The organism is Ponticoccus litoralis (assembly GCF_039769985.1).
GTDB lineage: Bacteria > Pseudomonadota > Alphaproteobacteria > Rhodobacterales > Rhodobacteraceae > Ponticoccus > Ponticoccus litoralis.
In genome coordinates, this window is sequence record NZ_JBDNCH010000002.1 from 547604 (window position 1) to 571848 (window position 24245).

Sequence of the window (24245 nt, forward strand, 5' to 3'; positions counted from 1 at the left end):
TTTTCCGCCCTGTCACGTCATACGAAGGTCGGTTTCGCGGTCCTCCGCCCGCATGCGCCCCCGGCATTCGGGACAGCAAGGCAACGGCGGGACGGGCCGGGACGGAACGGGGCGGAGGACCTCAGCCCCCGGTCCCGCGGTTCAGCCGTTGCAGCCGTGCCGTGACGCTCAGCCCGTGCGCCTCGAGGCTTTCGGACCGCGCCAGCACCTCCGCCGCCGGGCCGATGGCGCCCAGGGCCTCGGGCGACATCCGGGCCAGGGTCGTGCGCTTGAGGAAATCCAGGACCGACAGGCCAGAGGAGAACCGGGCAGAGCGCGCCGTGGGCAGCACGTGATTCGGCCCGCCGACGTAATCGCCGATGGCCTCGGGCGTCCAGGCGCCCAGGAAGATCGCCCCGGCGTGAACGCATTGCGCGGCCAGCGCCTCCGGGTCGGCCACGCAGAGCTCCAGGTGCTCCGGCGCGATCCGGTTCGACAGCGCCGCGGCCTCCTCCAGGTCGCGCACCACGATCACCGCGCCGAAGTCGCGCCACGAGGCCCCCGCGATGGCGCGCCGCTCCAGCGTCTCCAGCCGCGCCTCGACAGCTTCGACCACCCGCCGCCCGAACTCCGCGTCGTCGCAGATCAGGATCGACTGGGCGCTCTCGTCATGCTCGGCCTGGCTCAGCAGGTCCAGCGCCAGCCAGTCCGGGTCGTTGTCGCTGTCGGCGATCACCAGGATCTCCGACGGCCCGGCAATCATGTCGATCCCCACCTTGCCGAAGACCCGGCGCTTGGCCGCCGCCACGAAGGCATTGCCCGGCCCGGTGATCTTGTCGACCGGCGCGATGCTTTCCGTGCCATAGGCCAGCGCCGCGATGGCCTGCGCGCCGCCGACCCGGTAGACCTCGTCCACCCCGGCGATCTGTGCCGCCAGCATGACGGCGGGGTTCACCACCCCGTCCGGGGTCGGCACGCAGATCGCCAGCCGCTCCACCCCGGCGACCTTTGCCGGCACCGCGTTCATCAGCACCGACGAGGGGTAAGAGGCCAGCCCCCCGGGCACGTAAAGCCCGGCGGCGGACACCGGCGTCCAGCGCCAGCCCAGACCGGCGCCCTCGGGATCGGTCCACCAGGCATCCTCGGGCATCTGGCGCACGTGATAGGCCCGGATGCGCTGCGCCGCCTGTTCCAGCGCCACACGCTCCGCCTCCGGCACCCGCGCCGCATGCGCGGCAATCTCTTCCGGCGAAAACCGCAGCTCCGAAGGCGTCAGAGACAGCCGGTCGAAGCGCCCGGTCAGGTCGCAGACGGCTGCATCCCCGCGCGCGCGCACCTCCGCGATGATCCCGGCCACCACGTCGTCCACATCGGGGCTGTCCTCGCGCTTGGCCGACAGAAGCGTGGCGAAGCCATGCTCGAAACCGGCATCGGACGTATCGAGGAAAACGGGCATGACGGGCCTCCTTCGCGGCAAGATCCGGGGCGATGTACCGCGCAGGCCGCAAACCCTCAAGCGCCCCGGGCTTCTTCTTGGCCCAAATACCTGACTGCGCGGCTGCCCCAAACACCCCCGTCCCCGATGAACTCCGGGGCGTGGCTGGAGGGTGGGCCGCCGCGGGGCCGCAGGGCCGCGCGGTCGGGGCGCGCCCGGAGGACCGCCCCTCCCCTCGCCCGAACCGGACCGAACCGGCGATAGCGGCTCAGGCGCCGTGGTCGGGCAGCTTGCCGGAGGGCGCCACATAGGGCCGGGTGACATCCTTCAGGGTCACTTCCAGCGCCTCGACCTCGGCGCGCAGGGCGCCGTCGCCCGCCAGCGTCAGGACAACCGCGCCCGCCGGTGCCTCGCCCGGCTCGAAGCTCACGGAAAGCACCGACAGCACCAGGTCGCGGTCTTCCCGGTCGATGCCCTGGCTCGAGACGCCCAGCACGTTGTCGATCACCAGCAGCGCCTGCACCCGCTCGACCGCGCCGCGCGGCGTATCCTCGCGCCGCAGCCGGTTCACCAGCAGGCCCAGCCGCCTTGCCCGCTTCTGCCAGCGGATTTCGGTCACCGGCAGAACCGCGTCCTGCGCCAGCGCCGAGATCACGTCCAGATCATCGGCGTCCAGCGCCCCAAGGTTCAGCGCCCGCCCGCCGGCATCCTCGAACCGTGCATCCTCTGTCATGCCTCTTTCACCCGTTCGATCCGCGCCCCCAGCGCCGACAGCTTCTGTTCCACGTTCTCATAGCCCCGGTCGAGGTGGTAGACCCGGCTCACCAGAGTCTCGCCCTCTGCCGCAAGCCCGGCCAGGATCAGCGACACGCTGGCCCGCAGGTCGGTCGCCATGACCGGCGCGCCGCGCAGCCGCTCGACCCCGGTCACCGTGGCATGGCCGCCCTGCACCTCGATCCGGGCGCCCATGCGCATCAGTTCCGGCGCATGCATGAAGCGATTCTCGAAGATCTTCTCTTCCAGCACCGATGTGCCCTCGGCGGTGCACATCAGCGCCATCATCTGCGCCTGCAGGTCGGTCGGGAAGCCGGGGAAAGGCTCGGTCACCACGTCCACCGCCTTCACGCGCCCGTTCTTGCGCGCCACCGTCAGCCCGCGCGGCCCCTCGGTGACGGAAATCCCCGCCGCGTCCAGCTTCTCGCAGAAGGCAGACAGCAGTTCGATCCGCCCGCCAAGGCAGGTCACCTCGCCGCCGCAGATCGCCGGCGCCAGCATGTAGGTGCCCAGCTCGATCCGGTCGGTGACAACGCCATGCGTGGCGCCGTGCAGCCGGTCGACCCCCTGAATGGTGATCTCGGAAGAGCCCTCGCCCTCGATCTGCGCGCCCATCTTGCGCAGGCATTGCACAAGGTCGACGATCTCGGGCTCGCGCGCGGCGTTCTTCAGGACCGTGGTGCCCTTGGCCAGCACCGCCGCCAGCAGGGCGTTTTCCGTCGCGCCCACCGAGACCAGCGGGAAATCGACGATGCCGCCCTTCAGGCCGCCCGTCGGCGCCTTGGCATAGACATAGCCGTCGCGCAGGTCCATTTCGGCGCCAAGCGCCTCCATCGCCTTCAGGTGCAGGTCCACGGGCCGCGCGCCGATGGAACAGCCGCCGGGCAACGAGACCTCGGCATGGCCGAAACGCGCCAGCAGCGGCCCCAGCACGAGGATCGAGGCCCGCATCTTGCGCACGATGTCGTAATCGGCCCGGGTCGAGATCGCGCCATGCGAGGACATCGCCAGCACGCGGCCCTCGTTCAGCGCCGTCACCTCGGCGCCCAGCGACTCGAGCAGCCGGGTCATGGTGCGGATGTCCGACAGCCGCGGCGCATTGGTCAGCGTCAGCGGCTCTTCGCTGAGCAGCGTCGCCGGCATCAGCGTCAGGCAGGCGTTTTTCGCGCCCGCGATGGGAATCTCGCCGTTCAGCGGGTTGCCGCCCGTCACCAGAATGGAATCCATGCCTGCCTCTCAGTCCTTGTCGTTTTCGGTATCCGCTGCATCGGCGGCTTTCGGCGCCTGCCGCGCGCGGCTCTGGGCCTTGCGGCGGGCAAGGTTCGCCTTCAGCGCCGCCTTCAGCCGCTCGTCCCGCGACGCGGGCGCTGCCCGCCCGCTCTTGCCCTGCTTGCCATCCATGCCTTCTCCTGTATCGCAGGGCCGAAACCGGGTCCAGCCTGCGCCCTGCCGTTCCCCGGCAAAGCCGTTCAGATTTTTTCGCTCGCCCTCTTGCGCGGTCCGAAAATTGGGTCTATCAGCCCCGCCACGGCGCTGCTGTAGCTCAGAGGTAGAGCACTCCCTTGGTAAGGGAGAGGTCGAGAGTTCAATTCTCTCCAGCAGCACCATTATCCCCCAGACACTACTACCGCCTTGCCGGGCACACCCCCGGCGGCCACCTGCGGCTTGATCCATCGCGTGAAGACCGCAGCTCAGGGCCTTCATCGCAAAAGAAAACCGTCGAGGCCCGCGTCAGGATCCGGGGGCCCCATGCGCCCATGCGGCTGGCCCCGGTGCAGAGCCTCCTGCGCATGGTGCGGGATTCTGAAACGCCCCTGACCTCAGCCGCGGCCCCCGGGCGCGGCCGGCAACCGGCGCAGGGCCCAACGCCCACCCAGCGCCGCTGTCGACCTCACGATGTTTTCAGCCGGACGGACGACCCGCCAGCCAAACCCGCAGCGGCCCGCGCCGATGCCCCCGCCCCCGCGAGACTTGCCAAGGGGGTCGCCGCCCCCGTATGGCCCCGACAGACCGCCGCCAGAATGGGTGCCGCCGTGCTGCTCTATCGCCTTCTCGCCAGCCTCTTCGCGCTGATCACCCTGTTTCGGGCGGCGCGCGCTGGCGGGCGCGCGGCGGCCTGCGCAAGGCTGCGCGTCGCCGATCCGGCGCCGGGCCCGCATGTCTGGCTGCACGGCGCCTCGAACGGCGAACTTGCCTCGGCCCGACCGGTGCTGGCGGCGCTTGTCGCGGCCCGGCCCGACCTGCGCTGGCTGATCACCGCCAATACCGCCACCGGCCTGGCGCTTGCGCAGGGCTGGGCGCTGCCGCGCACCAGCGTCCGGCCCGCGCCGCTGGATCTTGCGGCGACCACCCGGCGCACCTGCCGCGACTGGACGGTTCGCGCCCATGTCACGCTCGAATCGGAACTCTGGCCCAACCGCATCCTGCTGTGTCCCGGCCCGGTGATCGGCCTCGGCACCCGCCTGAGCGCGGGCTCCGCAGGGATCTGGGGCCGCTTTCCCCGCCTTGCCCGCCGCCTTCTGACCCGGCTCGACCTCGTGGTGCCGCAGGACCCCGGCACCGCCCGGCGCCTGCTGGCGCTTGGCCTGTCCCAAGAGGTTCTCGGCCCGACCGTCGACCTCAAGGCCTTCTACACCGCGCCGCCACCCGCCGAGGCCCCCGCCTTCGACCGCGCCCGCACCTGGCTGGCCGCCTCGACCCACGAGGGCGAGGAGGCGGCGGTGCTCGACGCCCATGCCGCCCTCCTGGCGCAGGACCAGGACCTCGGGCTGCGCCTGATCCTTGCCCCCCGCCATCCCGCGCGGGCCGATGCCATTGCCGCGCTGGTCGACGCGCGCGGCCTGACGCTGGCGCGGCGCAGCCTGGGGCAGGACCCGCAGGGCGCACAGGTCTACCTGGCCGATACCATGGGCGAGATGGCGCTGTGGTACGCCAGCGCCGGGCGTGTCTTCATCGGCGGCACCCTGACCGACCGTGGCGGCCATACCCCCTACGAGCCCGCCGCCTTCGGCGCGGCGCTGCTGCACGGGCCGGACATGCGCAACTTCACCACCGCCGCCGAGCGGCTTGCACAGGCCGGGGCCTCGGTGACGGTTACGGATGGCGTGGCCCTCGGCCGATGCCCTGCGCGCCCTCTCCGCCCCCGAGGCCCGTGCCCGGGCCGGAGAGGCGGCGCAGAAAGCGCTGCGCCCGCAGGCGGATGCCTCGACCCTGTGCGACCTTCTCGCCGACCATCTGCCGCGCGCATAGTTCACCTTGATCGCGCCCGCGGAATCCTTATTTTCAAACAGATAGCCAGGGAAATCGGGCCGATGATCCAGTACAGCCTGAAATGCGCAGAGGGCCACCGCTTCGACAGCTGGTTCCAGTCCGCTGCCGCCTTCGACAAGCTTCAGGCCGCCGGCCTCGTGGCCTGCGCTGTCTGCGGCTCGGAATCCGTGGAAAAGGCGCTGATGGCGCCCCGCGTCAACGGCACCGAGGCGGCAGAGCCGCCGAAACCGCTGCGCAGCCCCGGCACTGCGGCGGAACAGGCGCTTGCGGCCCTCAAGGCCCATGTCGAGAAGACCTCGGACTACGTCGGGCGCAATTTCGCGAAAGAGGCCCGCGCCATGCATCAGGGCGATGCGCCCGAGCGCGCGATCTGGGGCGAGGCACGCGGCGAAGAGGCCGAGGCGCTGGTCGAGGACGGCATTCCCATCGCGCCCCTGCCCTTCGTACCGACCCGCAAGAGCAACTGAGCCGGTGGCGCTGAAGCGCGCCGGGGACATCGTCGCGGCCTTTGTCGCGGCATGGCAGGCGCGATCCGGCGCGGAGATCGCGGCGCTGTTTGCCGAGGACGGCGATTTCGTCAATGTCACCGGGCTGTGGTGGCACGGGCGGGCGGCCATCGCCCAACCGCACGACTATGCGCTGAAAAGCTTCTTTGCACAGACCACCCTGCATGTGGGCCGGACCGAGACCCGCGCCCTGGGGCCCGATCACGCGCTGGTGCGCTGCCGCCTGACCCTGCGCGGCCAGCGCGCCCCCGATGGCAGCGCCGCCGGGGACCGCCAGACCATCCTGTGCTTCGTCATGGCCCGGGGCCCCAAGGGCTGGCAGGCCGTCTCGGCCCAGAACACCGAGGTCCAGCCCGGCAAGGAAACCCATGTCGCACAGGGGGAAAGCATCACGCCGACGGACTACCGCGCCCCCTGACGCCCGTACCGTCCGCCCCGGAACCGGCCCCCTTTCTGTCCAAAAGGCTTGCCTCTTATCCGACAGTTGCGTAAATCGCGCGCGATCTTGTCAGGAAAGACCCGCCCCATGCCCGTTCTCGTCATGAAATTCGGCGGCACTTCGGTTGCCACGCCGGACCGCATCCGCCGCGCCGCGAAACGCGTTGGCGTCGAAGTGGCCAAAGGCTACGACGTTATCGTCATCGTCTCTGCCATGTCGGGCGAAACCAACAAGCTGGTGGGACTCGTCGAAGAGACCTCGCCGCTGTTCGACGCGCGCGAATACGACGCCGTGGTGTCGTCGGGCGAGAACGTGACCGCCGGGCTGATGGCGCTGACCCTGCAGGACATGGATGTGCCCGCACGGTCGTGGCAGGGCTGGCAGGTGCCGGTCGTGACCACCGGCGTGCATGCCAATGCCCGGATCGAGGAGATCCCCACCGAGAACATCTCCGCCAAGTTCGGCGAGGGCATGCGGGTCGCCGTTGTGGCGGGCTTTCAGGGCATCAGCCCCGAGGGCCGGATCACCACGCTGGGCCGGGGCGGCTCGGACACCACCGCCGTCGCCTTCGCCGCCGCCTTCGGCGCGGAACGCTGCGACATCTACACCGATGTGGACGGCGTCTACACCACCGATCCGCGCATCTGCGAAAAGGCGCGCAAGCTCAACCGTATCTCCTTCGAGGAGATGCTGGAACTGGCCTCTCTGGGGGCGAAAGTGCTGCAGACCCGCTCTGTCGAGCTGGCGATGCGCTACAAGGTGCGCCTGCGGGTGCTGTCGAGTTTCGAGGAACAGTCCGACGAGGCGGGAACGCTCGTCTGCGACGAGGAGGAAATCATGGAATCGAATGTCGTGGCCGGTGTGGCCTATTCGCGTGACGAGGCCAAGATGACCCTCGTCACCGTCGAGGACCGTCCGGGCATCGCCGCGGGCATCTTCGGCACGCTGGCGGATGCCGGCGTGACCGTGGACATGATCGTGCAGAACGTGTCCGAACTGAACTACAAGGGCCATACCGAAGGCGTGACGGACATGACCTTCTCCTGCCCGGTGAACCAGGTGAAGCGCGCCGAGAAGGCGCTTGGCGACGCCAAGGCCGCGGGCAAGCTGATCTACGAGACGCTGGCCATCGAAACCGATGTGGCCAAGGTCTCGGTCGTAGGCATCGGCATGCGCTCGGCGGCGGGCGTGGCGGCGCAGATGTTCAAGGTGCTCTCGGACGAAGGCATCAACATCCAGGTCATCACGACCTCGGAGATCAAGATCTCCGTCCTGATCGAACGCAAGTACATGGAGCTTGCGGTGCAGGCCCTGCACGACGCCTTCGGACTGGACAAGGTCGCCTGAAGGCAGCCCGGGGGCGGCCTGAGCGTCACCCGGTTTCGGCGGCCCTCCGGCCCGGGGGCCTGCCCCGCGCCATGACCTCCCGGTTCCATGGCGCGACAATGCCCCCGGGGATACCCCCGGACGGCAGAAAACCGGGGCGCCGCTCCTTCTTCTGTCCCGAAATATCCCGGGGAGCGCGAGGGGCCGGCCCCTCGCTCCGCCGCCCGCCGCAGGCGCCTCCATGGGCGGAACAGGACCGCCCGCCTGCCCATCCCCGCGCCATCCCGGTGCGAAATCCCCCGTGAATCCAAGCATTCCGCTTTCCCTACCCCCGCCTACTCGCCTATAGCTGGCAACCGGGGGACCAAGGGCAGCCGATGGCACATACTCTGGAAAGCGAAAGCAGGAAGCTGCTCGACCGGTTGCGCGACACCATGGCCGAGGATGCCGCCGGGCAGGCGCGGCTGGACAAGATCACCCATCTGACCGCCGATTCCATGGGCACCGAGGTCTGCTCGATCTACCTGTTCCGCGATGCCGACACGCTCGAGCTCTGCGCCACGCAGGGCCTGAACGCCGCCGCCGTCCATCAAACCCGCATGAAGCTGGGCGAGGGCCTGGTGGGTCGGGTCGCCCGCAGCGGCAAGACCGTGAACGCCGCCGATGCGCCTTCGGAACCGGGCTTCCGCTTCATGCCCGAGACCGGCGAAGAGATCTATTCCAGCTTCCTCGGCGTCCCGATCCAGCGCCTTGGCGAAAAGCTGGGCGTGCTGGTCGTGCAGTCGAAACAGGCCCGCCAGTTCTCGGACGACGAGATCTACGCGCTGGAAGTCGTGGCCATGGTGCTGGCCGAGATGACCGAGCTTGGCGCCTTCGTCGGCGAAGGCGCGGCGATGGAAAAGCGCCACACGCAGGCGGTGCTGTTCCGCGGCAGCACCGGGCAGGAGGGCGCGACCATGGGCCACGTCTGGCTGCACGAGCCGCGCGTGGTGGTGACCAACCTCGTCGCTGACGACCCCGAGACAGAGCTGACCCGCCTGCAAGAGGCGGTGGACCGCCTGCGCGTCTCGGTCGACCAGATGCTGGCCGGGGCCTCGATCGGCGAGGGCGACCAGGTCGAGGTGCTGGAAGCCTACCGCATGTTCGCCAACTCCAAGGGCTGGCTGCGGCGGATGGAAGAGGACATCGGACGCGGCCTCTAGCCGAAGCGGCGGTCGAGAAAGAGCAAAGCCAGACCCGCGCCCGCATGAGCCAGGTCACCGACGGCTACCTGCGCGAGCGGCTGCACGACCTCGACGACCTGTCGAACCGGCTGCTGCGCATCCTGACCGGACAGGGGCGCGAAACCGGGTCGGAAATGCCCGAGAACCCGATCCTGGTGGCGCGCAACATCGGCCCCGGCGACCTGCTGGACTATAACCGCAAGCTGCGCGGCGTGGTGCTGGAAGAGGGCTCTGTCGGCTCGCATGCCGTCATCGTCGCACGGGCGCTGGCGATCCCGCTGATCATCAATGCCGAGCGCATCACCAACGAGGCGCTGAACGGCGACCAGATCCTTGTCGACGGCGATCAGGGCATCGTGCACCTGCGCCCCGACGATACCGTGGTCAACGCCTTCCGCGACAAGCTGGCGATGCAGGCCAAGGCGCAGGAACGCTACAGCTCGATCCGCGAAGCCGAGTGCGTCAGCGCCGATGGCCAGCGCATCCACCTGTTGATGAACGCCGGGCTGATGGCCGATCTGCCGTCGCTGACAAGCTCGGGTGCCGAGGGTGTGGGCCTGTTCCGGACCGAATTGCAGTTCCTTGTCCGCAACAAGATGCCCAAGCGCACCGAGCTGGCCGAAATCTATGCCCGGGTGCTGGACGCGGCGGGCGGCAAGCGGGTGGTCTTCCGGACGCTGGACATCGGCTCGGACAAGGTCCTGCCCTACATGAAGCCCACCGAAGAGCCCAACCCGGCGCTCGGCTGGCGCGCGATCCGGGTGGCGCTGGATCGTCCCGGCGTGATGCGCATGCAGCTTCAGGCGCTGATCCGGGCCGCGAACGGGCGCCCGCTGACGCTGATGTTCCCTTTCATCGCGCAGTACGAGGAATTCATCCACGCCCGGGCAGAGCTTGAAAAGGTCATGGCCCGCGAACAGAAGCTGGGCCACACCGTGCCCGAGCGGGTCGAGATCGGCACCATGCTGGAAACGCCCTCGCTGGCCTATGCGCCGCAGCGCTTTTTCGACGAGGTCGAGTTCGTGTCGATCGGCGGCAATGACCTGAAGCAGTTCTTCTTCGCCGCCGACCGCGAGAACGAGCGCGTGCGCCGCCGTTACGACACGCTGAACCAGTCGTTCCTGTCGTTCCTGCGCCTTGTCGTCGAGCGCTGCGAGACCTCGAACACGCCGCTGTCCTTCTGCGGCGAAGACGCGGGCCGCCCGGTCGAGGCGCTGTGCCTTGCCGCCATGGGCATCCGCACGCTGTCGATGCGGCCCGCCTCCATCGGGCCGGTGAAGTCGCTGCTGATGCGCTACCGCCTGTCCGAGATCCGCGACGTCATTGAAGAGGCCTTCGCGCGCGGCGAGCAATCCGTGCGCGGGCCGGTCATGGACTACCTGCGCGACAATTCCTGAACGATCCTGAGAGGCCTGCGCGCCTGACCGACTGGTGACGGGGTGGCGCGCTGCGCCGCGCCCGGTGGCTGGTCATGCCCCCCGCGCGGGCTTCGCGGTGCGGGGCACCGGCGGCGCCCTGCCCCGGGGCGTGACATCACGGCCTCTCTCTGGCGCGCGGCAGCCGGGGGCCGCCCCCCGCATCGCCCGGCTCTCAGATCCGCCCGTCCAGCCAGTCCGGCAGGTGGCCCACGTCCGGCAGCACCACATCGGCCAGGGGCGCCAGCGTCTCGCGGCCCGCAACGCCGGTCAGCACCCCCACGCACAGCATGCCCGCCGCGCGCCCGGCCTTCAGGTCATGCGTGCTGTCGCCGACCATCACCGTCTGTCCCGGCGCCACGCCCACCGCCCGGCAGAAGGCCAGCAGCGGCGCCGGAGAGGGCTTGGCGCCAAAGCCGCTGTCGGCGCCCGCGATGAAGTCGAACATGTTCACCACGCCGACCTCGGCCAGATGCGCGCGGGCCACGGCTTCGTCGTCGTTGGTCATCACCCCAAGGTCGAGATCGCGCGCCGACAGCAGGGCCAGGAAGGGCACCAGCGCCACCGCCTCGACCAGCGGCGCCGCCGCCGCATGGGCCACCAGCCGCTCTTCGACGCGGGCCGCCGTCCAGCCCGGCAGCGCCCGCAACAGGCAGTCCGCGACCTCGCGGTTGGTGCCCGCGATCACCGGGCTGTCGGGCAGGAACCGCGCGGCAGCAAGATCATAGCGCACCGTCAGGGCAAGATCGCGGGCGTGCTCGGTATCGCCCGCCGACAGGTCCTCGATCACCCGCATGCCCCAACCGTCCCAGGTTGCGCCGAAATCGAAAAGGGTGCCGTCCTTGTCGAAGAGAACCGCCGCGATGCTGCGCCTCATGTCCAATGCACCGCCTCGCCGCCGGGCAGCGCCGCGCGGGCCTGCATCGGGGTGTCGTAACGCAGCCCCGCCGCGTCGCAGAAGCCGGTGATCCAGGCATCGTCCATCAGGATGAAGTCCAGCACCGAGCCCTGAAAGGCGGGATCTTCCAGCCCGGCGCGGAAGTCCGCCTCGCTGGCGCCCGTGGCCCCAAGAAAGACCGGCAGAAGCTCTTCGTTGCCCGCCAGCCAGTGCCACCGCCTGCAGGCCCGTGGTTTCGGCGGTTTCCCGCGACATCGTCATTTGATTCAGTTCTCGAAAGGGTTTCTTAACCATTCTTCATCAAATCTGAGCGTGATCGAAAGTGCAAGGGCAGCGCCGGTGCCGCGGCGCGGAATAGGAGCAGCCGGAAGCCATGACAGGGCGCATCCTGATCGTCGACGCCGTGCCGACCAACCGCATTGTGCTTCGGGTGAAGCTGTCCGCCGCCTTCTACGAGGTGACGCAGGCGGCCAGCGGCGCCGCGGCCCTTGCCGCGGTGCGGTCAGCCATGCCCGACCTCGTGCTGAGTGCCGCCGCGCTTCCCGACATGACCGGCCCTGCACTTTGCGCCGACCTGCGCCGGCGCGACCCGCGCGCCGCGCCCCCGGTGGTGATCCTGCACGACGGCGACGACCCGGCAGAGCGCCTGGCCTCGCTCGCCGCCGGTGCCGACGAGGTGCTGTCGCGCCCCTTCGAGGACAAGGTGATGCTGGCCCGCCTGCGCGCGCTTCTGCGGGAACGCAACGCCGAGGCGGAACTTGAACTGCGCGAGGACACGCGGCGCGCCTTCGGCCTGGCCGAGGCGGGCAGCGATTTCACCGGCCCGGGCGTCGTGCATCTGATCGCGCAATCCGGGCTTGCCGCCACCGTGGCGCTGGCGGCGGGGCTGCAGGACCGGATTGCCGACCGGGTGGTCCAGGTCGATCCCGGCAAGGCGCTGCGCACCCTGCCCGCGCCCGACGTGGTCGTCGTGGCCGAGGCCCCGGGCTGCGGTGGCGAGGGGCTGTCGCTGCTGCCGCAGCTGCGCGCCAACCGCGCGACGCGGCACTCCGGCCTGATCTACATCGCCCGACTCGCTGGAACCGCGCGAGGCGGCCAGCGCGCTGGACATGGGGGCCAACGACATCCTCACCGACGGGCCGGATCTCGACGAGCTGGCGGTCCGGCTGAAACGGCAGATCCGGCGCAAGCGCACCAACGACCGGCTGCGGGCGAACATGCAGGACGGGCTGCGGGCCGCCGTTCTGGACCCGCTCACCGGGCTGTTCAACCGCCGCTACGCCCTGCCCCACCTGTCGCGGCTGTCGGAACGGGCCATCGCCAAGCGGCGGCCCTACGCGGTGCTCATGGCCGATATCGACCGCTTCAAGTGGGTCAACGATGTGCATGGCCACGCCGGCGGCGATGCCGTCCTGCAGGTGCTGGCACAGCGCTTGCGCGGCACCCTGCGCGCCGCCGACCTGATCGCCCGCTGGGGCGGAGAGGAATTCCTGATCGCCATGCCCGATGCCGACCGTTGCGCGGCGCTGGCCACGGCAGAGCGGCTGTGTGCGATCATGGCGGCGCAGCCGGTGCGCCTGCCGGGCGGCGCCTCGGTCGGCCTGACCCTCTCGATCGGGGTGGCCACCCCGTTGCGGTCGGGCGAGGACCAGCCCATGGACCTGATCGAACGGGCGGACGACGCGCTTTACGCGGCCAAGAATGCCGGGCGCAACACCGTCGTTCTGGCCGATACGGTCCGCGCCCTGCCGGACCTGCGCAAGCGGCCCCTGCCACCGGACGGCCTGCCGCCCGCCCATGACATCCCCCTGCCCGGGGGCCTCGCCCGGGGCGGAAAGGGATAGGCCCGGGGCCCGCAGCCGGGCCGTCACAGGCGCCGAGGGCTCCGCCCGTTCAACCTGCCGTGTCTCGCCCGCCAGCGCGCCGCAAGCCTCGGGCCAGCGCACCGCCCGTCGCGGTCATCGCGCCGCAGGCCACAGGCCAACGCCGCCTGTCCCGGCCATTGCATCGCCAGCCACAAGTCAGCGCGCATTACCCGCCCCGGTCATCGCGCCGTAAGCCTCGGGCCAGCGTGTATCACCCGCCCCGGTCATCGCACCACACGCCTCAGGCCAACGTCGCCTGCCCCGGTCATCGCGCCGCAGGCCTCGGCCCTTGCGCCCACGCCCGACGTTCAGACCGTCAGTCCCGGCCACCCTTCTTGCGAAAACGCTCGAAGCGCGCCGCGTATTCCGCCAGCACCACTTCCAGACGGTCCGCATAGGCCGCCCGGTCCTCGGGCGACAGCGCCGTCACGTAGTCCAGCAGCACCCTCTCGCCACGCTGCCGCCGCTCATCCGCGCGCGCGCCCTGTTCCGCCAGCACGCGGCCAAAGCCTTCGGCATCGAAGGGTTCGGCCCGCAGCGCATCCAGCGCCGCGTGGTATTCGCCCAGCACGTCCGGGCGCCCGTCCGCCGCGCGATCCGCGCGATACCGCTGCCGCAGGGCCTGCCAGACCTCGCCGCGCTGCTCTTCGTCGAAGGCGCGCGTATAGGGCGCCACCGGGTCGCGGTCATGGCCATGCCGGGGCGGCCCCTTGAACAGGAAGCCCGCGAACAGCCCCGCCACCGCCAGGTTCAGGGCCAGCGAGGCAAACAGCACGATCCTCAACCAGGGCCGCATCGGCCCACGCATGTCACTCATCCCCTAGCCTCCGATCATCGCGAGGTCATAGGCGCTGACCGGGTCCACGCCCAATTGCCCCAGCCCCGCCTGCTGACTATCCCAGAGCGCGCTCATGCCCTCCGGCGGGCTGACGCCCAGCCAGACCCCGGCGGCACAGGCCACGGCCAGCCCGGCCAGCCCCGGCCAGCCGCCCAGGGCCTGTCGCAGCCCGGACCAAAGCCCCGGCCCCATCCGCTGCGCCCCGGCCTTCAGACGTCCGGCCTGCGCCAGCTGTTCGTCCAGCGCGCCCTCTGTCAGCCGCGCCAGGAAGGCCGCATCCGGCTGCGGCGGCGTCTCGCGGGCCGCGGCAAAGAAGGCGTCAAGCCCGCTGTCATCCCTGCGCTCAGTCATCGTCTTGGTATCCCAAAGCCTCGCGCTGCCCACACAGCAGCGCCTCCAGTGCCCGTTTGCCCCGCGCCGTCAGACTTTCGACCGCACGCGGGCCGATGTCCATGATCCCGGCGATCTCGGGGTTGGACAGCCCCTCGATATGGCGCAGGATCACCGCCTGCCGCTGCCGGTCCGGCAGTTGGCTCAGCGCCGTCTGCAGGGCCTCGGCCCGCGCGTGTTGCTGCATCCCCTCCAGCGCCGAGGGCCTGTCGTCCTCCGGCTCGGGGATCGCGTCCAGCGCCGGGCCGCTGCGCCGCCGCCGCATCCGGTCGATGCAGAGGTTCGCCGTCACCCGGTACAGCCAGGTCGAGACCTGCGCCTCGCCCGCCCGCCAGTCCGGCGCGATCCGCCAGAGCTTCAGCAGGGCCTCCTGCGTCACGTCCTCGGCCTCGGCCCGGTCACCGCCCAGCATCCGCGTGGCATGGGCAAAGACCCGGGGCGCCAGCCGCGCCGTCAGCGCCCGCGCAGCCTCGGCCCGGCCCGCCGCGTAGTCGGCGAGAAGCTCTTCGTCGCTGCGGTCGCTCATGGCGTCAAACGGCATCTCTGCGGGCGGTCCATTCCTCTGCGCTAGCGGCAAGGCCGGCAAAGCGCAATCCTGTCGGGGGTGAAGCGGCGCGACCCGCGCGGGGCCGCGCCGGGAAGGCCTCAGCGGCCCTCGACCCACCCCGGTGTGCCCCGGCCCCGCTCATGGCCCCGTTCATGGCCGCGTTCATCGCCGTGGTGTTCGCCGTGCCGGTATCCCTGCATGGGTCCCTTGCGGTCGCCGTCGCGATGCATGCCATGCGCGCCCTCCGGACGATGCGCCCCCCGCTCGGCCATGCGCTTGCGCGGCGCCTGCAGTTCCTCTTCGGTCAGGGCACCGTCGCCATCGGTGTCGAGCCGGTCGAGGATCCGGTCGAAGCGGCTGGTCTCGGGCTGCACGCCCGAAATCTCGTCAAGCGACAGCTGCCCGTCGCCATCGGCGTCCATGCGCGCGATCAGGGCCGCCTGCCGGGCGGCGCGGCGCATCTCTTCGCGCTCGGCGCGCAGGGCCTCGGCATAGGCAGAGACCTCCTCCGGCGACAGCAGCCCGTTGCCATCCGCATCCGCCGCCTCGAAGCGTTCGGCCTGGCGGGCCTCGACCTCTTCGACCGTCACGCGACCGTCGCCATCGGCATCGTAGCTGAGGATCGGCATGCCGAAGCCCGGGCCGCCGTGACCGCCGCGCGGCGCCTGCGCCATCGGGCGCTCGGCGGGCCGGGCCTGCGCCGGGGGCTGGTCCGGGGCCTGCGCCGGAGACTGCGCTTGCGCCAGTGCGAGGCCTGCCGATCCCGTCATCAGGACCAGCGCGAGGCCGGTCATCGAAAGAGCCGTCGTCTTCATTGCAAGTTCCTTCCGTCTTGCCGTTATCGCAGGAACGACAGGCTCTTCCCCGCCGTCCATGGCTCTTTCACGCAGCCCGTCGGCGATCCCGTCGCGGGAATCCGCGGCGCCGGATCACGTCGCCGTGAGGCCGCGCGTGCTGTGACATCCCGACGCAAGGGCATCTTGTACCCTTTCGGCGCCGCCGTCGCGGGTCCATCTTCCGGCCAAAATACGAGGGTGACATGACCATTCAGGACAAGGAACACACGCGCGATCCGCTTTGGTCCGCGCTATGGAAAGGCTGGCGCTGCCGCTGCCCCAACTGCGGCTCGGGTCCGATGCTGACCGGCTATCTCAAGGTTCGCGACACCTGCCCGGTCTGCCGCGAGGCCCTGCACCACCACCGCGCCGACGACGGCCCGGCCTACCTGACGATCCTGATCGTCGGGCATATCATGGCGCCGATGCTGCACGTGGTCTTCACCACCTTCCGCCCCGACCCGCTGACCCTGTTCACGATCTTTGCGGTTGGCTGCGTGGCGCTGTCGCTTTACCTTCTGCCGCGACTGAAGGGGGTCGTGGTGGCCTTCCAATGGGTGCGCGGCATGCATGGTTTCGACCCGCACCCCTGACGGGGGATCTGCGTGATGAGTGACCGGACAGCCGCCGCCGAAGGCCCGCCGATCCGCGATGCCGCCACGGTCATCGTGCTGCGCGACCGCGACACCCGGCCCCGGGTGCTGATGGGCCAGCGCGGCGCCAAGGCCGCCTTCATGCCGAACAAGTTCGTCTTTCCCGGCGGCGCGGTGGATGCGGGCGACCGCGCCGTGCCGCTGGCCACGCCGCTGACCCCGGTCTGCACCGCGCGGCTGGAGGACGATGCCCCCGCCGGCATCGCCCACAGCCTTGCCGTTGCGGCGATCCGCGAGCTTTGGGAGGAAACCGGGCAGCTGCTGGGCCGCCGGGCACCCTGGCCCGACACGGTGCCCACCGACTGGCTGCCCTTCGCGGGCGCGGGCCTGCGGCCCTCGGCCGAGCACCTGCAATTCGTGTTCCGCGCCATCACGCCGCCGGGCCTGCCGCGCCGCTTCGACGCGCGGTTCTTCCTTCTGGACGCCGAGGCGCTGGTCTCGGACCCGGACGATTTCTCCGAGGCCGAGGACGAGCTGGCCCATCTGCAATGGATCGAGGTCGACCGGGTGCGGGACTTCGACCTGCCCTTCATCACCGAAGTGGTGCTGGCCGAGGTCGCCGCCCGCGCCCGCGACGAGGCGCCGCCGGAATCGGTTCCCTTCTTCCACAATGACGCGGAAGAGAGCCTGTTCCTGCGCCTGCATGGCAGACCGATGCGCGAGGACTGACCGGGGGCGCCGAATTCTTTGAAAGAATTCGGGCCGTTTTCCGTATCGGAAAACGCCGCCGCCAGCCGGAAAGGCCGCGCGCGGCCAGCGGCGCCTCGCCAGACCCCGTGCCAGCCAGGCCCCCGCCCGCGCCCCCCGCGGGGCTGCCTTCCCGCTTCGGGCCTTCAGGCAGGAAGAGGCGACGGTTTTACCCCCGCGCGCGATCACTGCCCTGCCTTGGCGCCTTTGGACCACCAGCCCCGGCGCCCGCACCAGAAAGGCTCTGGTCCCGTTCGGCGGCGCGGGGTATGCAGCGGGGCATGCTCAATACGCTTTCCTACGGCACCCCCGGCGACATTCCCCTCGTGATCGTGCACGGCCTGTTCGGATCCGGGCGCAACTGGGGGGTGATCGCCCGGCGGCTCTCGGACCGCTGGCACGTGCTGACCCCGGATATGCGCAACCACGGCGACAGCCCGCGCTCTGAGTGCCACGGCTATCCCGAGCTTGCCGGCGATCTCGCCGAGCTGATCGACGCGCATGGCGGGCGCGCCCATGTGGTCGGCCATTCCATGGGCGGCAAGGCCGCCATGGCGCTTGCGCTGATGCACCCCGAACGGGTGGCCTCGCTGCTGGTGGCCGATATCGCACCGGTCTCCTACGGGCACAGCCAGATGCCCTTTATCGAGGCGATGCGCGCCGTCGACCTGTCGCGGGTCGAGAAGCGTTCGGACGCGGTGGCCCAGCTTGCCCCGACCGTGGCGGACAAGAGCCTGCAGAGCTTCTTCACCCAGTCGCTGGATCTGAAGGAACGGCGGTGGAAGTTGAACCTGGATGCGCTGGCCGCCGAGATGCCGAAGATCCTTTCCTTCCCGGATCTGGACGGGCACTACAGCGGGCCGACGCTGTTCCTGTCGGGCGGGCAGTCCGACTATGTCCGGCCCGAGCATCGCGAGACCATCCGCGGCTCTTTCCCGAAGGCGCGCTTCGCGAAGATGCCGCAGGCCGGGCATTGGCTGCATGCGGACGACCCGCGCGGGTTCGAGGCCTCTGTCCGGGCCTTCCTCGACGCGGTCGCAAAGGGCTGAGGACCGCCCCCCGGCAGCGGGCGGAGGGGGCCCTGCCCCCGCTGCGCTCCCCCGAGGGTATTTGGACCAAGAAGAAGCAGGGGGCTGCGTCCGGCCTGCGATCCGGGGTGATGAGGACAGGGGGCTGCCTGGCCTCGGGGTGCCGGGGCGCGCTGATTTTCGGAAAGCTGAAACGGCGCATCCCGGTTCGTGAATGCGGGCCGGGACGTGGCATCCTGCCTGCACTGGCGCGGCCTGCCCTATTCCTCCAGAACCGCGAGGTCGCCCTTCAGCCATGGCAGCTGGGCGAGGGCCGGGGCGATGACCATGTCGCCGATGAGCATCCGCACCGTGCGCGCCACCTCACGCGGGACGTGGTCCGTCCAGTCGGTCGCGGCCAACAGGCTGATGGTGCGCGCGAAGGGGCGGAAGGGCACCGGGTGGACCTCCATCCCCTCGTGCAGGCGATGGGCGCGCATGTAGCCCAGCGGCGTCGTCACCGTCCAGCCGACCCCGCGCGCCACCAGGGTCATCAGCGACAGGTGCGGGCCGATTTCGAAGCGCGCGTCGAAGCTGAGATTCTGCCGGGCGAGATGGGCCTCGATCTGGCGACCGATCAGCTGTTCGCGGTCGTGGCGCAGGAAGGGTCGCGCCTGCATCAGGGCGGCGATATCGCCCGCTTCGGCCACCGCGCCCCCGGCGCAGACGAAGATATAGGGGTCGCGGGCCAGCGGGTATTCGATCACGCCCTGCGCGTCCTCGCCGGTGGAGGCGGCGACGGCGAGGTTCAGGCGGCGCGCCCGGATCGCGCCCGCGATCTCGTGGCTGGGCGCGGTGATCAGCCGGAAGGCGCAGCCCTGCATGCTGTCCGCGAGGATGGTGACGAGGCGCGGCGTCAGGTCGTTGTCGAAGTCGTCGATCACTCCGAGGCTCAGCGTTGAGAGGTGGCTGAGATCCATCACCGTCAGTTCGCTTTGGGCGAGGCGCAGCTGCCGCAGCACCGCCTGCGTGCGGATCAGGAAGGCGCGCCCGGCGGGTGTCAGCGTCATCGACCGGCGCCCGTGGTCGACCAGATCGGTGCCGAGCGCCGCTTCGAGGTTGCGCATCTGCTGGCTGACCGCGGGTTGGCTCAGCCCGGTCACCTCTGCCGCGCGCGCAACGGACCCGGAGCCCGCCAGCGCGTCGAAGACCTCGAGCCCCTTCAGCGTCACCCCCTTCATCAGCACCGCTTTTCCCCCCGCTGCGCCTGCGCCACTTTCAGCTTTTCCGAAACTGCACCCCTTCCGTCAAGGCCGCAGCCAGGCCCCGGCTGCCGAAATCCGCCCCCGGGCTGGCCGGGGCCGCCGGGCCGACCCATGTGCTGCCGGTGACGGGCGCTGCGCGCGACAGCCCCGGTCTGGTCCTGCACGGGATCCTGAAGACCGCCACATGGCGGCAGGCGCGCTGCGGGTCCGTGGTCACCCGGGCCAGTGCCGTCGTCGCGCGCGCCCCCGGAGGGCCTGCGGCGCAGCGCACGGCCTCAGCGCGAAAAGACGTTCCCCGCAGCGCAGGGCAGGCGGCGGGGCGGTGGTGTCGCAGACGAAAAAGCCGGGGCGGGCGCGTCAGGCGCCCGTGCAGGTCCGCTCGGCGCTGGCGCTGAAGGCCTTGTAGCGCTTCCAGAAGGCCTCGTGGTTGGGATTGTCGGACTGTCGGATCTCTTGAGCGTGATGCGGATCGGCGAAGAACTTCGCCGCCAGCCGCTGATCGGAGCCGGAGAGAGACCGATCCGCCACCGCCTGCACGCAGCCGCACAGCGATGTGGAGGCCGCCTTGCGTCCGCCCCGCAGGCAGGCGTTCGACACCGGTCCGGTGGCAAAGGCCTTGGTCGGCGTGGTGTAGGAGATATAACCCCGGTCCGCCCGGTTCGCACCGCCGCCGCAGGCGCCAAGCGCCAAGGCCGCAAGCAGCAAAAGTCCTGTTGTTTTCATGTCGTCCTGCCCATGTCATGGCGCGGGGCGGGTCATCCCGTCTCTCCGGCCTCACTGCTCTGGCGCACATCCTGCCGCAAATTCCGCGCCCGATCAAGCGCGGGCGGTCATTCGGATGCCACCCCGTCGCGGGCCGCACGGCGGTCGGCGGATCGACCGCCCGTGCGGCGCCCGCCAGCCTGTTTCGCAGGCATGCCGCGGCTCCCGTCCCGGGGGCACCGCCGCCTCACCCATGTAGACCCGCGCCCACACCGGAAGGACTGCGGGGCGGTGAAGGACGCGGGGGTATGTGCATCGGACCGGGACCAAGCCCCGGCGCGCAACCGCCTTGCCCATGAGGCGGGACTGCGGCGATATCCCGGGTTCCCTCAGCGCGCTTCCGATGCCATAAGCCACGGCCATGACATCCTGGGTTTCAACCGCATGCGCGCTTTTGCTGGGGCTTATCCTTGCCTCGACCAGCGTCATGTCCGTCAGCCTGATGGCCCCCGACCGCGACAGCGATCAGCGCGACGCCTACGCCCTGATCTACGGAGAGGCCTCGCTGGCGCTTTGTGCGGACCACGGCGGTCACGCGGACCACGACCATAGCTGCCCCTTCTGTCACGCGACGCCCCGGGCGCCCGAACCGGCCTCTCCCGGGCTGTCCCTTGCCTTCGTGCCCCACGACCTGTGGCGGCAGGGCGAAGCGCTGCACCGCGAGTCGCAGGGCCGCAACATCAACCATTCCACCAGAGCGCCTCCACGGATCGTCTGACGCAGAGCTGATCCGATGGTCCCGCCGCTGCCTGCGGGGGGACGCCTCTTGACCCAAGCCCGTCACGCCGACGGGCCGCTTGGAATGTACACATGACAGATACGACCCAACGTGCGGCAGGCGCCGCACTCTATCGCGCCGTCTGGCGCTGGCACTTCATCGCCGGACTCGTTGTCCTGCCCTTCGTCCTGATCCTTGCCGTGACAGGCGCGATCTACCTGTTCAAGGACGAGATCAACAATGCCGCCCACCGCGACCTGCGCTTCGTCGAGATCCGGTCCGACACCCTGCCGGCATCGCGCCTGACCGCCGCAGCCCTTGCCGCCCACCCCGGCACGGTAAAGGCCTATTCTCCCCCGCCTGCCCCGGACCGCAGCGCGGAGGTCGACATCCTGGACGCCGGGGGTCTGCGCAATACGGTCTATGTCGATCCCTATGACGGTCAGGTTCTGGGCACCCTCTGGGACGGCGGTGCGGCGGGCAGCCCGGCGCTCTACGTGGTGCGCAAGCTGCACTCGCTGGAATATCTCGGCTGGTTCGGCAACCGCCTGATCGAGGCCGCGGCGGGCTGGATGGTCCTGCTGGTCTTCAGCGGGATCTATCTGTGGCTGCCGCGCGGGCGCAAATCGGTGGGCACCCTGCGCATCAAGGCCAGCCGGGGGCGCCCGTGGTGGCGAGACCTGCACGCGGTGACGGGGATTTACACCGGCGTCTTCATCGTTTTCCTCGCCCTGACCGGCCTGCCCTGGTCCGGTGTCTGGGGCGGCAAGTTCTACGACGCGGCCTATGCCCTTGGGCTGGGGATGCCCGACGGCTACTGGTCGAACACACCGCAGTCCACCGTGCCGACGCAGGAGGTCGTGGACCGCGCCCCGTGGATCATGGAGCGCCAGCCGATCCCCGCCTCGCCCCTGCCCGACGCGGGCGCCCATGCCGGGCACCTTGCGGATGCGCCGGAGGCCGCGACCGACGGCAATGCGGCCCTGCCGCTTCTGGACGGGGTCATCGGCACGGTCGAGGGGCTTGGCCTCGTTGCGGGCTACGCGGTCACGCTTCCCGCCGGGCCGACCGGGGTCTTCACGGCCTCGGTCTATCCCGACGACGTCACCTATGAACGGGTCATCCATCTGGACCGCTACACCGGCGCGGTGCTCTACGACGCGGGCTTCGCGGATCTCGGCACGCTGGGCCGCTGGGCCGAATGGGGCATCAGCGTGCACATGGGGCAGGAATGGGGCGTTCCGAACCAGATCGTCCTGCTGCTGGCCTGCGTCGCGATGGTGCTGATGTGCGTCTCGGCGGCGGCCATGTGGTGGAAGCGGCGTCCCTCCGGCGCCCTTGGCGTCCCCGCGGTGCCGACCGACTGGCGCATCCCCCGCACGCTGCTGGTCATGGCCATCGCCGGGGGCGTCTTCTTCCCGCTGGTGGGCCTGTCGATGCTGGTGCTGCTGGTGATCGAACTGGCGGTGCATGTCATCACGCGGCGGCGCCTTCCGGCACAGGGCGCGGCCCGCTAGGCCCCTGAACGACAGGGGCAGCCGCCGGTTCCGGGGGCTGCCCTCACGCAAAGATATCCGCCGGAGCCGATACGCCGCCCGGATCGCTGGCCGCTCTGCCACCGCTCTGGCCGCGGGATCGAAGGGCCCTCTGTCCGGAACGCGGGCCCCGGAAGGCGCGGCGGCACACAGTCGCCGCGCCTCTTTTGCGACACCCGAAGGCGTCCTCCGAGGTCAGATGACGCCCATCATCCGCATGGCCTCTGCAACCCGCACGAAACCGGCGATATTGGCCCCCAGGACGTAATCCCCCGGAGCGCCGTATTCGTCGGCGGTTTCGGCGCAGCGGTCGTGGATGCTCTGCATGATCCGGGCCAGACGTTCCTCGGTCTGGGCAAAGGTCCAGCGGTCGCGGCTGGCGTTCTGCTGCATTTCCAGCGCCGAGGTCGCAACGCCCCCGGCATTGGCCGCCTTGCCGGGGCCGAACAGAACGCCCGCATCGCGCAGGATGCGGATGGCCTCGGGGGTGCAGGGCATGTTCGCGCCCTCACCCACGGCCTGCACGCCGTTCTTGACCAGCGTCTTCGCGTCTTTCCCCGACAGTTCGTTCTGGGTTGCCGAGGGCATGGCCACGTCGCAGGGCACATCCCAGACCGACCCCTTGCCCACGGCGACGAAATGCACGCCGTCGCCCCGGCGCCGCGCGTATTCCGTGATGCGCTGGCGGCGGACGGTCTTGATTTCCTGAAGCAGCTCAAGGTCGATCCCGGCCTCGTCGATGATATAGCCGCTGGAATCCGAGCAGGCGATGACCTTGCCGCCGAAGGACTGCACCTTCTCGATGGTGTGGATGGCGACGTTGCCCGCGCCCGACACCACCACGCGCTTGCCGTCGAAACCGCTGTTGCGGGTCTCCAGCATGGCCTTGGTGAAATAGGTGTTGCCGAAGCCCGTGGCCTCGGTCCGGGCGCGCGAGCCGCCATAGGCGATGGCCTTGCCGGTCAGCACACCGGCCTCGTAGCGGTTGGTCAGGCGCTTGTACTGCCCGAACATATAGCCGATCTCGCGCCCGCCGACGCCGATATCGCCCGCCGGCACGTCGGTCTGTTCACCCAGATGGCGGTGCAGCTCGATCATCAGGGACTGGCAGAAGCGCATGATCTCGCCGTCGGATTTGCCCTTGGGATCGAAATCCGTGCCACCCTTGCCGCCGCCGATGGGCAGGCCGGTCAGGGCGTTCTTGAAGATCTGCTCGAAGCCGAGGAACTTGATGATCCCCAGGTTGACCGACGGGTGGAACCGCATCCCGCCCTTGTAGGGGCCGAGCGCCGAGTTGAACTGCACACGAAACCCGCGGTTGATCTGGACCTTGCCCTGATCGTCCACCCAGGGGATGCGGAAGATGATCTGGCGTTCGGGTTCGCAGATGCGCTCGATCAGCGCCTGTTCCAGATAATCGGGATGCTTGGCGACGACACGGCCAAGGCTTTCCAGAACCTCGTGCGTGGCCTGATGGAATTCCGGTTCCCCGGCATTGCGCCGCATCACTTCGGCAAGGATCGGTTGCAGTTTTTCGTCGATATTGGTCATGTATTTCGTCGCCTTTCGGCAGAATTGTTCGCAAAACGGTGAGTAAGCGGGCAACAATTCTGCATGCAGCCCATTTTCAGAGCAGTTATTTGATCCACAACCGCTGTGCAAGCCGTTCTCAAACCCGGCCTGCCGCACAGACGCGCGCGTCCCGGCGCCGTTTGCATCCAAAGCCGTGACCGATACCACGGCGCACCGAAACGGCCCGCCCGCAGCGCCGCCTCGACAGCGGCTTTCAACGCGTCATGCAGGCAGCCTGTCCACCTCTCCGAAAAGAGGCATCACGGGCGCGATAAGCCCGGCGCAATCGATGTCCAAGGGAAGTG

Annotated in this window: 21 protein-coding genes, 1 tRNA gene and 4 pseudogenes; 13 read left to right on the top strand and 13 right to left on the bottom strand. The window is 69.9% G+C overall.

Annotated features, from left to right (window positions below):
* Positions 1-121 precede the first annotated feature (121 nt).
* From hisD to ABFB10_RS03655, 4 genes are all read right to left on the bottom strand, one after another.
* Complete coding sequence (hisD, locus tag ABFB10_RS03640) at positions 122-1435, bottom strand: histidinol dehydrogenase (protein ID WP_347165452.1); 1314 nt, start codon at positions 1433-1435, stop codon at positions 122-124.
* A 247-nt stretch (positions 1436-1682) separates the two neighbouring features.
* On the bottom strand, positions 1683-2147 hold the full coding sequence (locus ABFB10_RS03645; RefSeq protein ID WP_347165453.1) for a DUF2948 family protein: 465 nt from the start codon (positions 2145-2147) through the stop codon (positions 1683-1685).
* Entirely contained in the window at positions 2144-3415 is a 1272-nt protein-coding gene (gene murA / locus ABFB10_RS03650) for a UDP-N-acetylglucosamine 1-carboxyvinyltransferase (protein ID WP_347165455.1), read from the bottom strand. Before murA ends, ABFB10_RS03645 begins: the two co-directional genes overlap by 4 nt.
* Before the next feature lie 9 nt (positions 3416-3424).
* The gene (locus ABFB10_RS03655) at positions 3425-3589 is read right to left on the bottom strand and encodes a hypothetical protein (RefSeq protein WP_347165456.1); all 165 of its coding nucleotides are present in this window, start codon (positions 3587-3589) and stop codon (positions 3425-3427) included.
* Between the two features lie 131 nt (positions 3590-3720).
* Between ABFB10_RS03655 and ABFB10_RS03660 the strand changes: the two genes are divergently transcribed.
* The 6 genes and pseudogenes from ABFB10_RS03660 (at position 3721) to ptsP (ending at position 10349) form a co-directional block, all read left to right on the top strand.
* Positions 3721-3795: transfer RNA gene (locus ABFB10_RS03660), tRNA-Thr, on the top strand.
* Between the two features lie 414 nt (positions 3796-4209).
* Positions 4210-4752: pseudogene (locus ABFB10_RS03665) on the top strand (glycosyltransferase N-terminal domain-containing protein); the annotation flags it as partial.
* A 747-nt stretch (positions 4753-5499) separates the two neighbouring features.
* On the top strand, positions 5500-5925 hold the full coding sequence (locus ABFB10_RS03670) for a DUF1178 family protein (protein WP_347167926.1): 426 nt from the start codon (positions 5500-5502) through the stop codon (positions 5923-5925).
* 4 nt (positions 5926-5929) lie between these two features.
* Positions 5930-6382, top strand: coding sequence for an SgcJ/EcaC family oxidoreductase (locus ABFB10_RS03675; RefSeq protein WP_347165457.1), 453 nt, complete (start codon positions 5930-5932; stop codon positions 6380-6382).
* 108 nt (positions 6383-6490) lie between these two features.
* The gene (locus ABFB10_RS03680; protein ID WP_347165459.1) at positions 6491-7750 is read left to right on the top strand and encodes an aspartate kinase; all 1260 of its coding nucleotides are present in this window, start codon (positions 6491-6493) and stop codon (positions 7748-7750) included.
* Positions 7751-8106: 356 nt separating this feature from the next.
* Positions 8107-10349: pseudogene (gene ptsP, locus ABFB10_RS03685) on the top strand (phosphoenolpyruvate--protein phosphotransferase).
* Between the two features lie 193 nt (positions 10350-10542).
* On the opposite strand, the gene ABFB10_RS03690 reads toward ptsP, so the two are convergent.
* Both ABFB10_RS03690 and ABFB10_RS03695 read right to left on the bottom strand, forming a co-directional pair.
* On the bottom strand, positions 10543-11244 hold the full coding sequence (locus tag ABFB10_RS03690; protein ID WP_347165460.1) for an HAD family hydrolase: 702 nt from the start codon (positions 11242-11244) through the stop codon (positions 10543-10545).
* Positions 11241-11526 (bottom strand): annotated as a pseudogene (locus ABFB10_RS03695) (DUF3572 domain-containing protein). Before ABFB10_RS03695 ends, ABFB10_RS03690 begins: the two are co-directional and overlap by 4 nt.
* Before the next feature lie 112 nt (positions 11527-11638).
* Between ABFB10_RS03695 and ABFB10_RS03700 the strand changes: the two are divergent.
* Both ABFB10_RS03700 and ABFB10_RS03705 read left to right on the top strand, forming a co-directional pair.
* Positions 11639-11926 (top strand): annotated as a pseudogene (locus tag ABFB10_RS03700) (response regulator); the annotation flags it as partial.
* A gap of 448 nt (positions 11927-12374) precedes the next feature.
* Positions 12375-13109 carry a diguanylate cyclase gene (locus tag ABFB10_RS03705; RefSeq protein ID WP_347165462.1) on the top strand — a complete coding sequence of 245 codons (735 nt, stop codon included), beginning with the start codon at positions 12375-12377 and terminating at the stop codon, positions 13107-13109.
* 337 nt (positions 13110-13446) lie between these two features.
* Here the strand turns inward: ABFB10_RS03705 and ABFB10_RS03710 are convergent, their stop codons facing one another.
* From ABFB10_RS03710 to ABFB10_RS03725, 4 genes are all read right to left on the bottom strand, one after another.
* Complete coding sequence (locus ABFB10_RS03710; protein ID WP_347165464.1) at positions 13447-13947, bottom strand: periplasmic heavy metal sensor; 501 nt, start codon at positions 13945-13947, stop codon at positions 13447-13449.
* 3 nt (positions 13948-13950) lie between these two features.
* A complete protein-coding gene (locus ABFB10_RS03715; RefSeq protein ID WP_347165466.1) occupies positions 13951-14319 on the bottom strand; it encodes a hypothetical protein in 369 nt (122 codons plus the stop codon).
* The gene (locus ABFB10_RS03720; protein WP_347165468.1) at positions 14312-14899 is read right to left on the bottom strand and encodes an RNA polymerase sigma factor; all 588 of its coding nucleotides are present in this window, start codon (positions 14897-14899) and stop codon (positions 14312-14314) included. The genes ABFB10_RS03715 and ABFB10_RS03720 overlap by 8 nt, the downstream gene beginning before the upstream one ends.
* Before the next feature lie 104 nt (positions 14900-15003).
* The gene (locus tag ABFB10_RS03725; RefSeq protein WP_347165470.1) at positions 15004-15720 is read right to left on the bottom strand and encodes an EF-hand domain-containing protein; all 717 of its coding nucleotides are present in this window, start codon (positions 15718-15720) and stop codon (positions 15004-15006) included.
* 224 nt (positions 15721-15944) lie between these two features.
* Here ABFB10_RS03725 and ABFB10_RS03730 point away from each other — a divergent pair, with 224 nt between their 5' ends.
* The 3 genes from ABFB10_RS03730 (at position 15945) to ABFB10_RS03740 (ending at position 18130) form a co-directional block, all read left to right on the top strand.
* The gene (locus tag ABFB10_RS03730) at positions 15945-16334 is read left to right on the top strand and encodes a DUF983 domain-containing protein (protein WP_347165472.1); all 390 of its coding nucleotides are present in this window, start codon (positions 15945-15947) and stop codon (positions 16332-16334) included.
* 15 nt (positions 16335-16349) lie between these two features.
* On the top strand, positions 16350-17063 hold the full coding sequence (locus ABFB10_RS03735; RefSeq protein ID WP_347165474.1) for an NUDIX hydrolase: 714 nt from the start codon (positions 16350-16352) through the stop codon (positions 17061-17063).
* 299 nt (positions 17064-17362) lie between these two features.
* Positions 17363-18130 (top strand): alpha/beta fold hydrolase, encoded by a 768-nt coding sequence (locus tag ABFB10_RS03740; RefSeq protein ID WP_347165475.1) that lies wholly within the window; start codon positions 17363-17365, stop codon positions 18128-18130.
* Between the two features lie 239 nt (positions 18131-18369).
* Here ABFB10_RS03740 and ABFB10_RS03745 read toward each other — a convergent pair whose 3' ends face one another.
* Positions 18370-19335, bottom strand: a complete 966-nt coding sequence (locus ABFB10_RS03745) for a LysR family transcriptional regulator (RefSeq protein WP_347165477.1) — start codon at positions 19333-19335, stop codon at positions 18370-18372.
* 375 nt (positions 19336-19710) lie between these two features.
* Positions 19711-20076: an arginine transporter gene (locus ABFB10_RS03750; RefSeq protein ID WP_347165479.1), complete on the bottom strand. Its 366-nt coding sequence runs from the start codon at positions 20074-20076 to the stop codon at positions 19711-19713.
* A gap of 400 nt (positions 20077-20476) precedes the next feature.
* On the opposite strand from ABFB10_RS03750, the gene ABFB10_RS03755 reads away from it, so the two are divergent.
* Positions 20477-20833, top strand: coding sequence for a hypothetical protein (locus ABFB10_RS03755; protein WP_347165480.1), 357 nt, complete (start codon positions 20477-20479; stop codon positions 20831-20833).
* 92 nt (positions 20834-20925) lie between these two features.
* The gene (locus ABFB10_RS03760) at positions 20926-22350 is read left to right on the top strand and encodes a PepSY-associated TM helix domain-containing protein (RefSeq protein WP_347165482.1); all 1425 of its coding nucleotides are present in this window, start codon (positions 20926-20928) and stop codon (positions 22348-22350) included.
* 213 nt (positions 22351-22563) lie between these two features.
* Here the strand turns inward: ABFB10_RS03760 and gdhA are convergent, their stop codons facing one another.
* Positions 22564-23919, bottom strand: a complete 1356-nt coding sequence (gene gdhA / locus ABFB10_RS03765) for an NADP-specific glutamate dehydrogenase (protein WP_347165484.1) — start codon at positions 23917-23919, stop codon at positions 22564-22566.
* Positions 23920-24245: the final 326 nt, after the last annotated feature.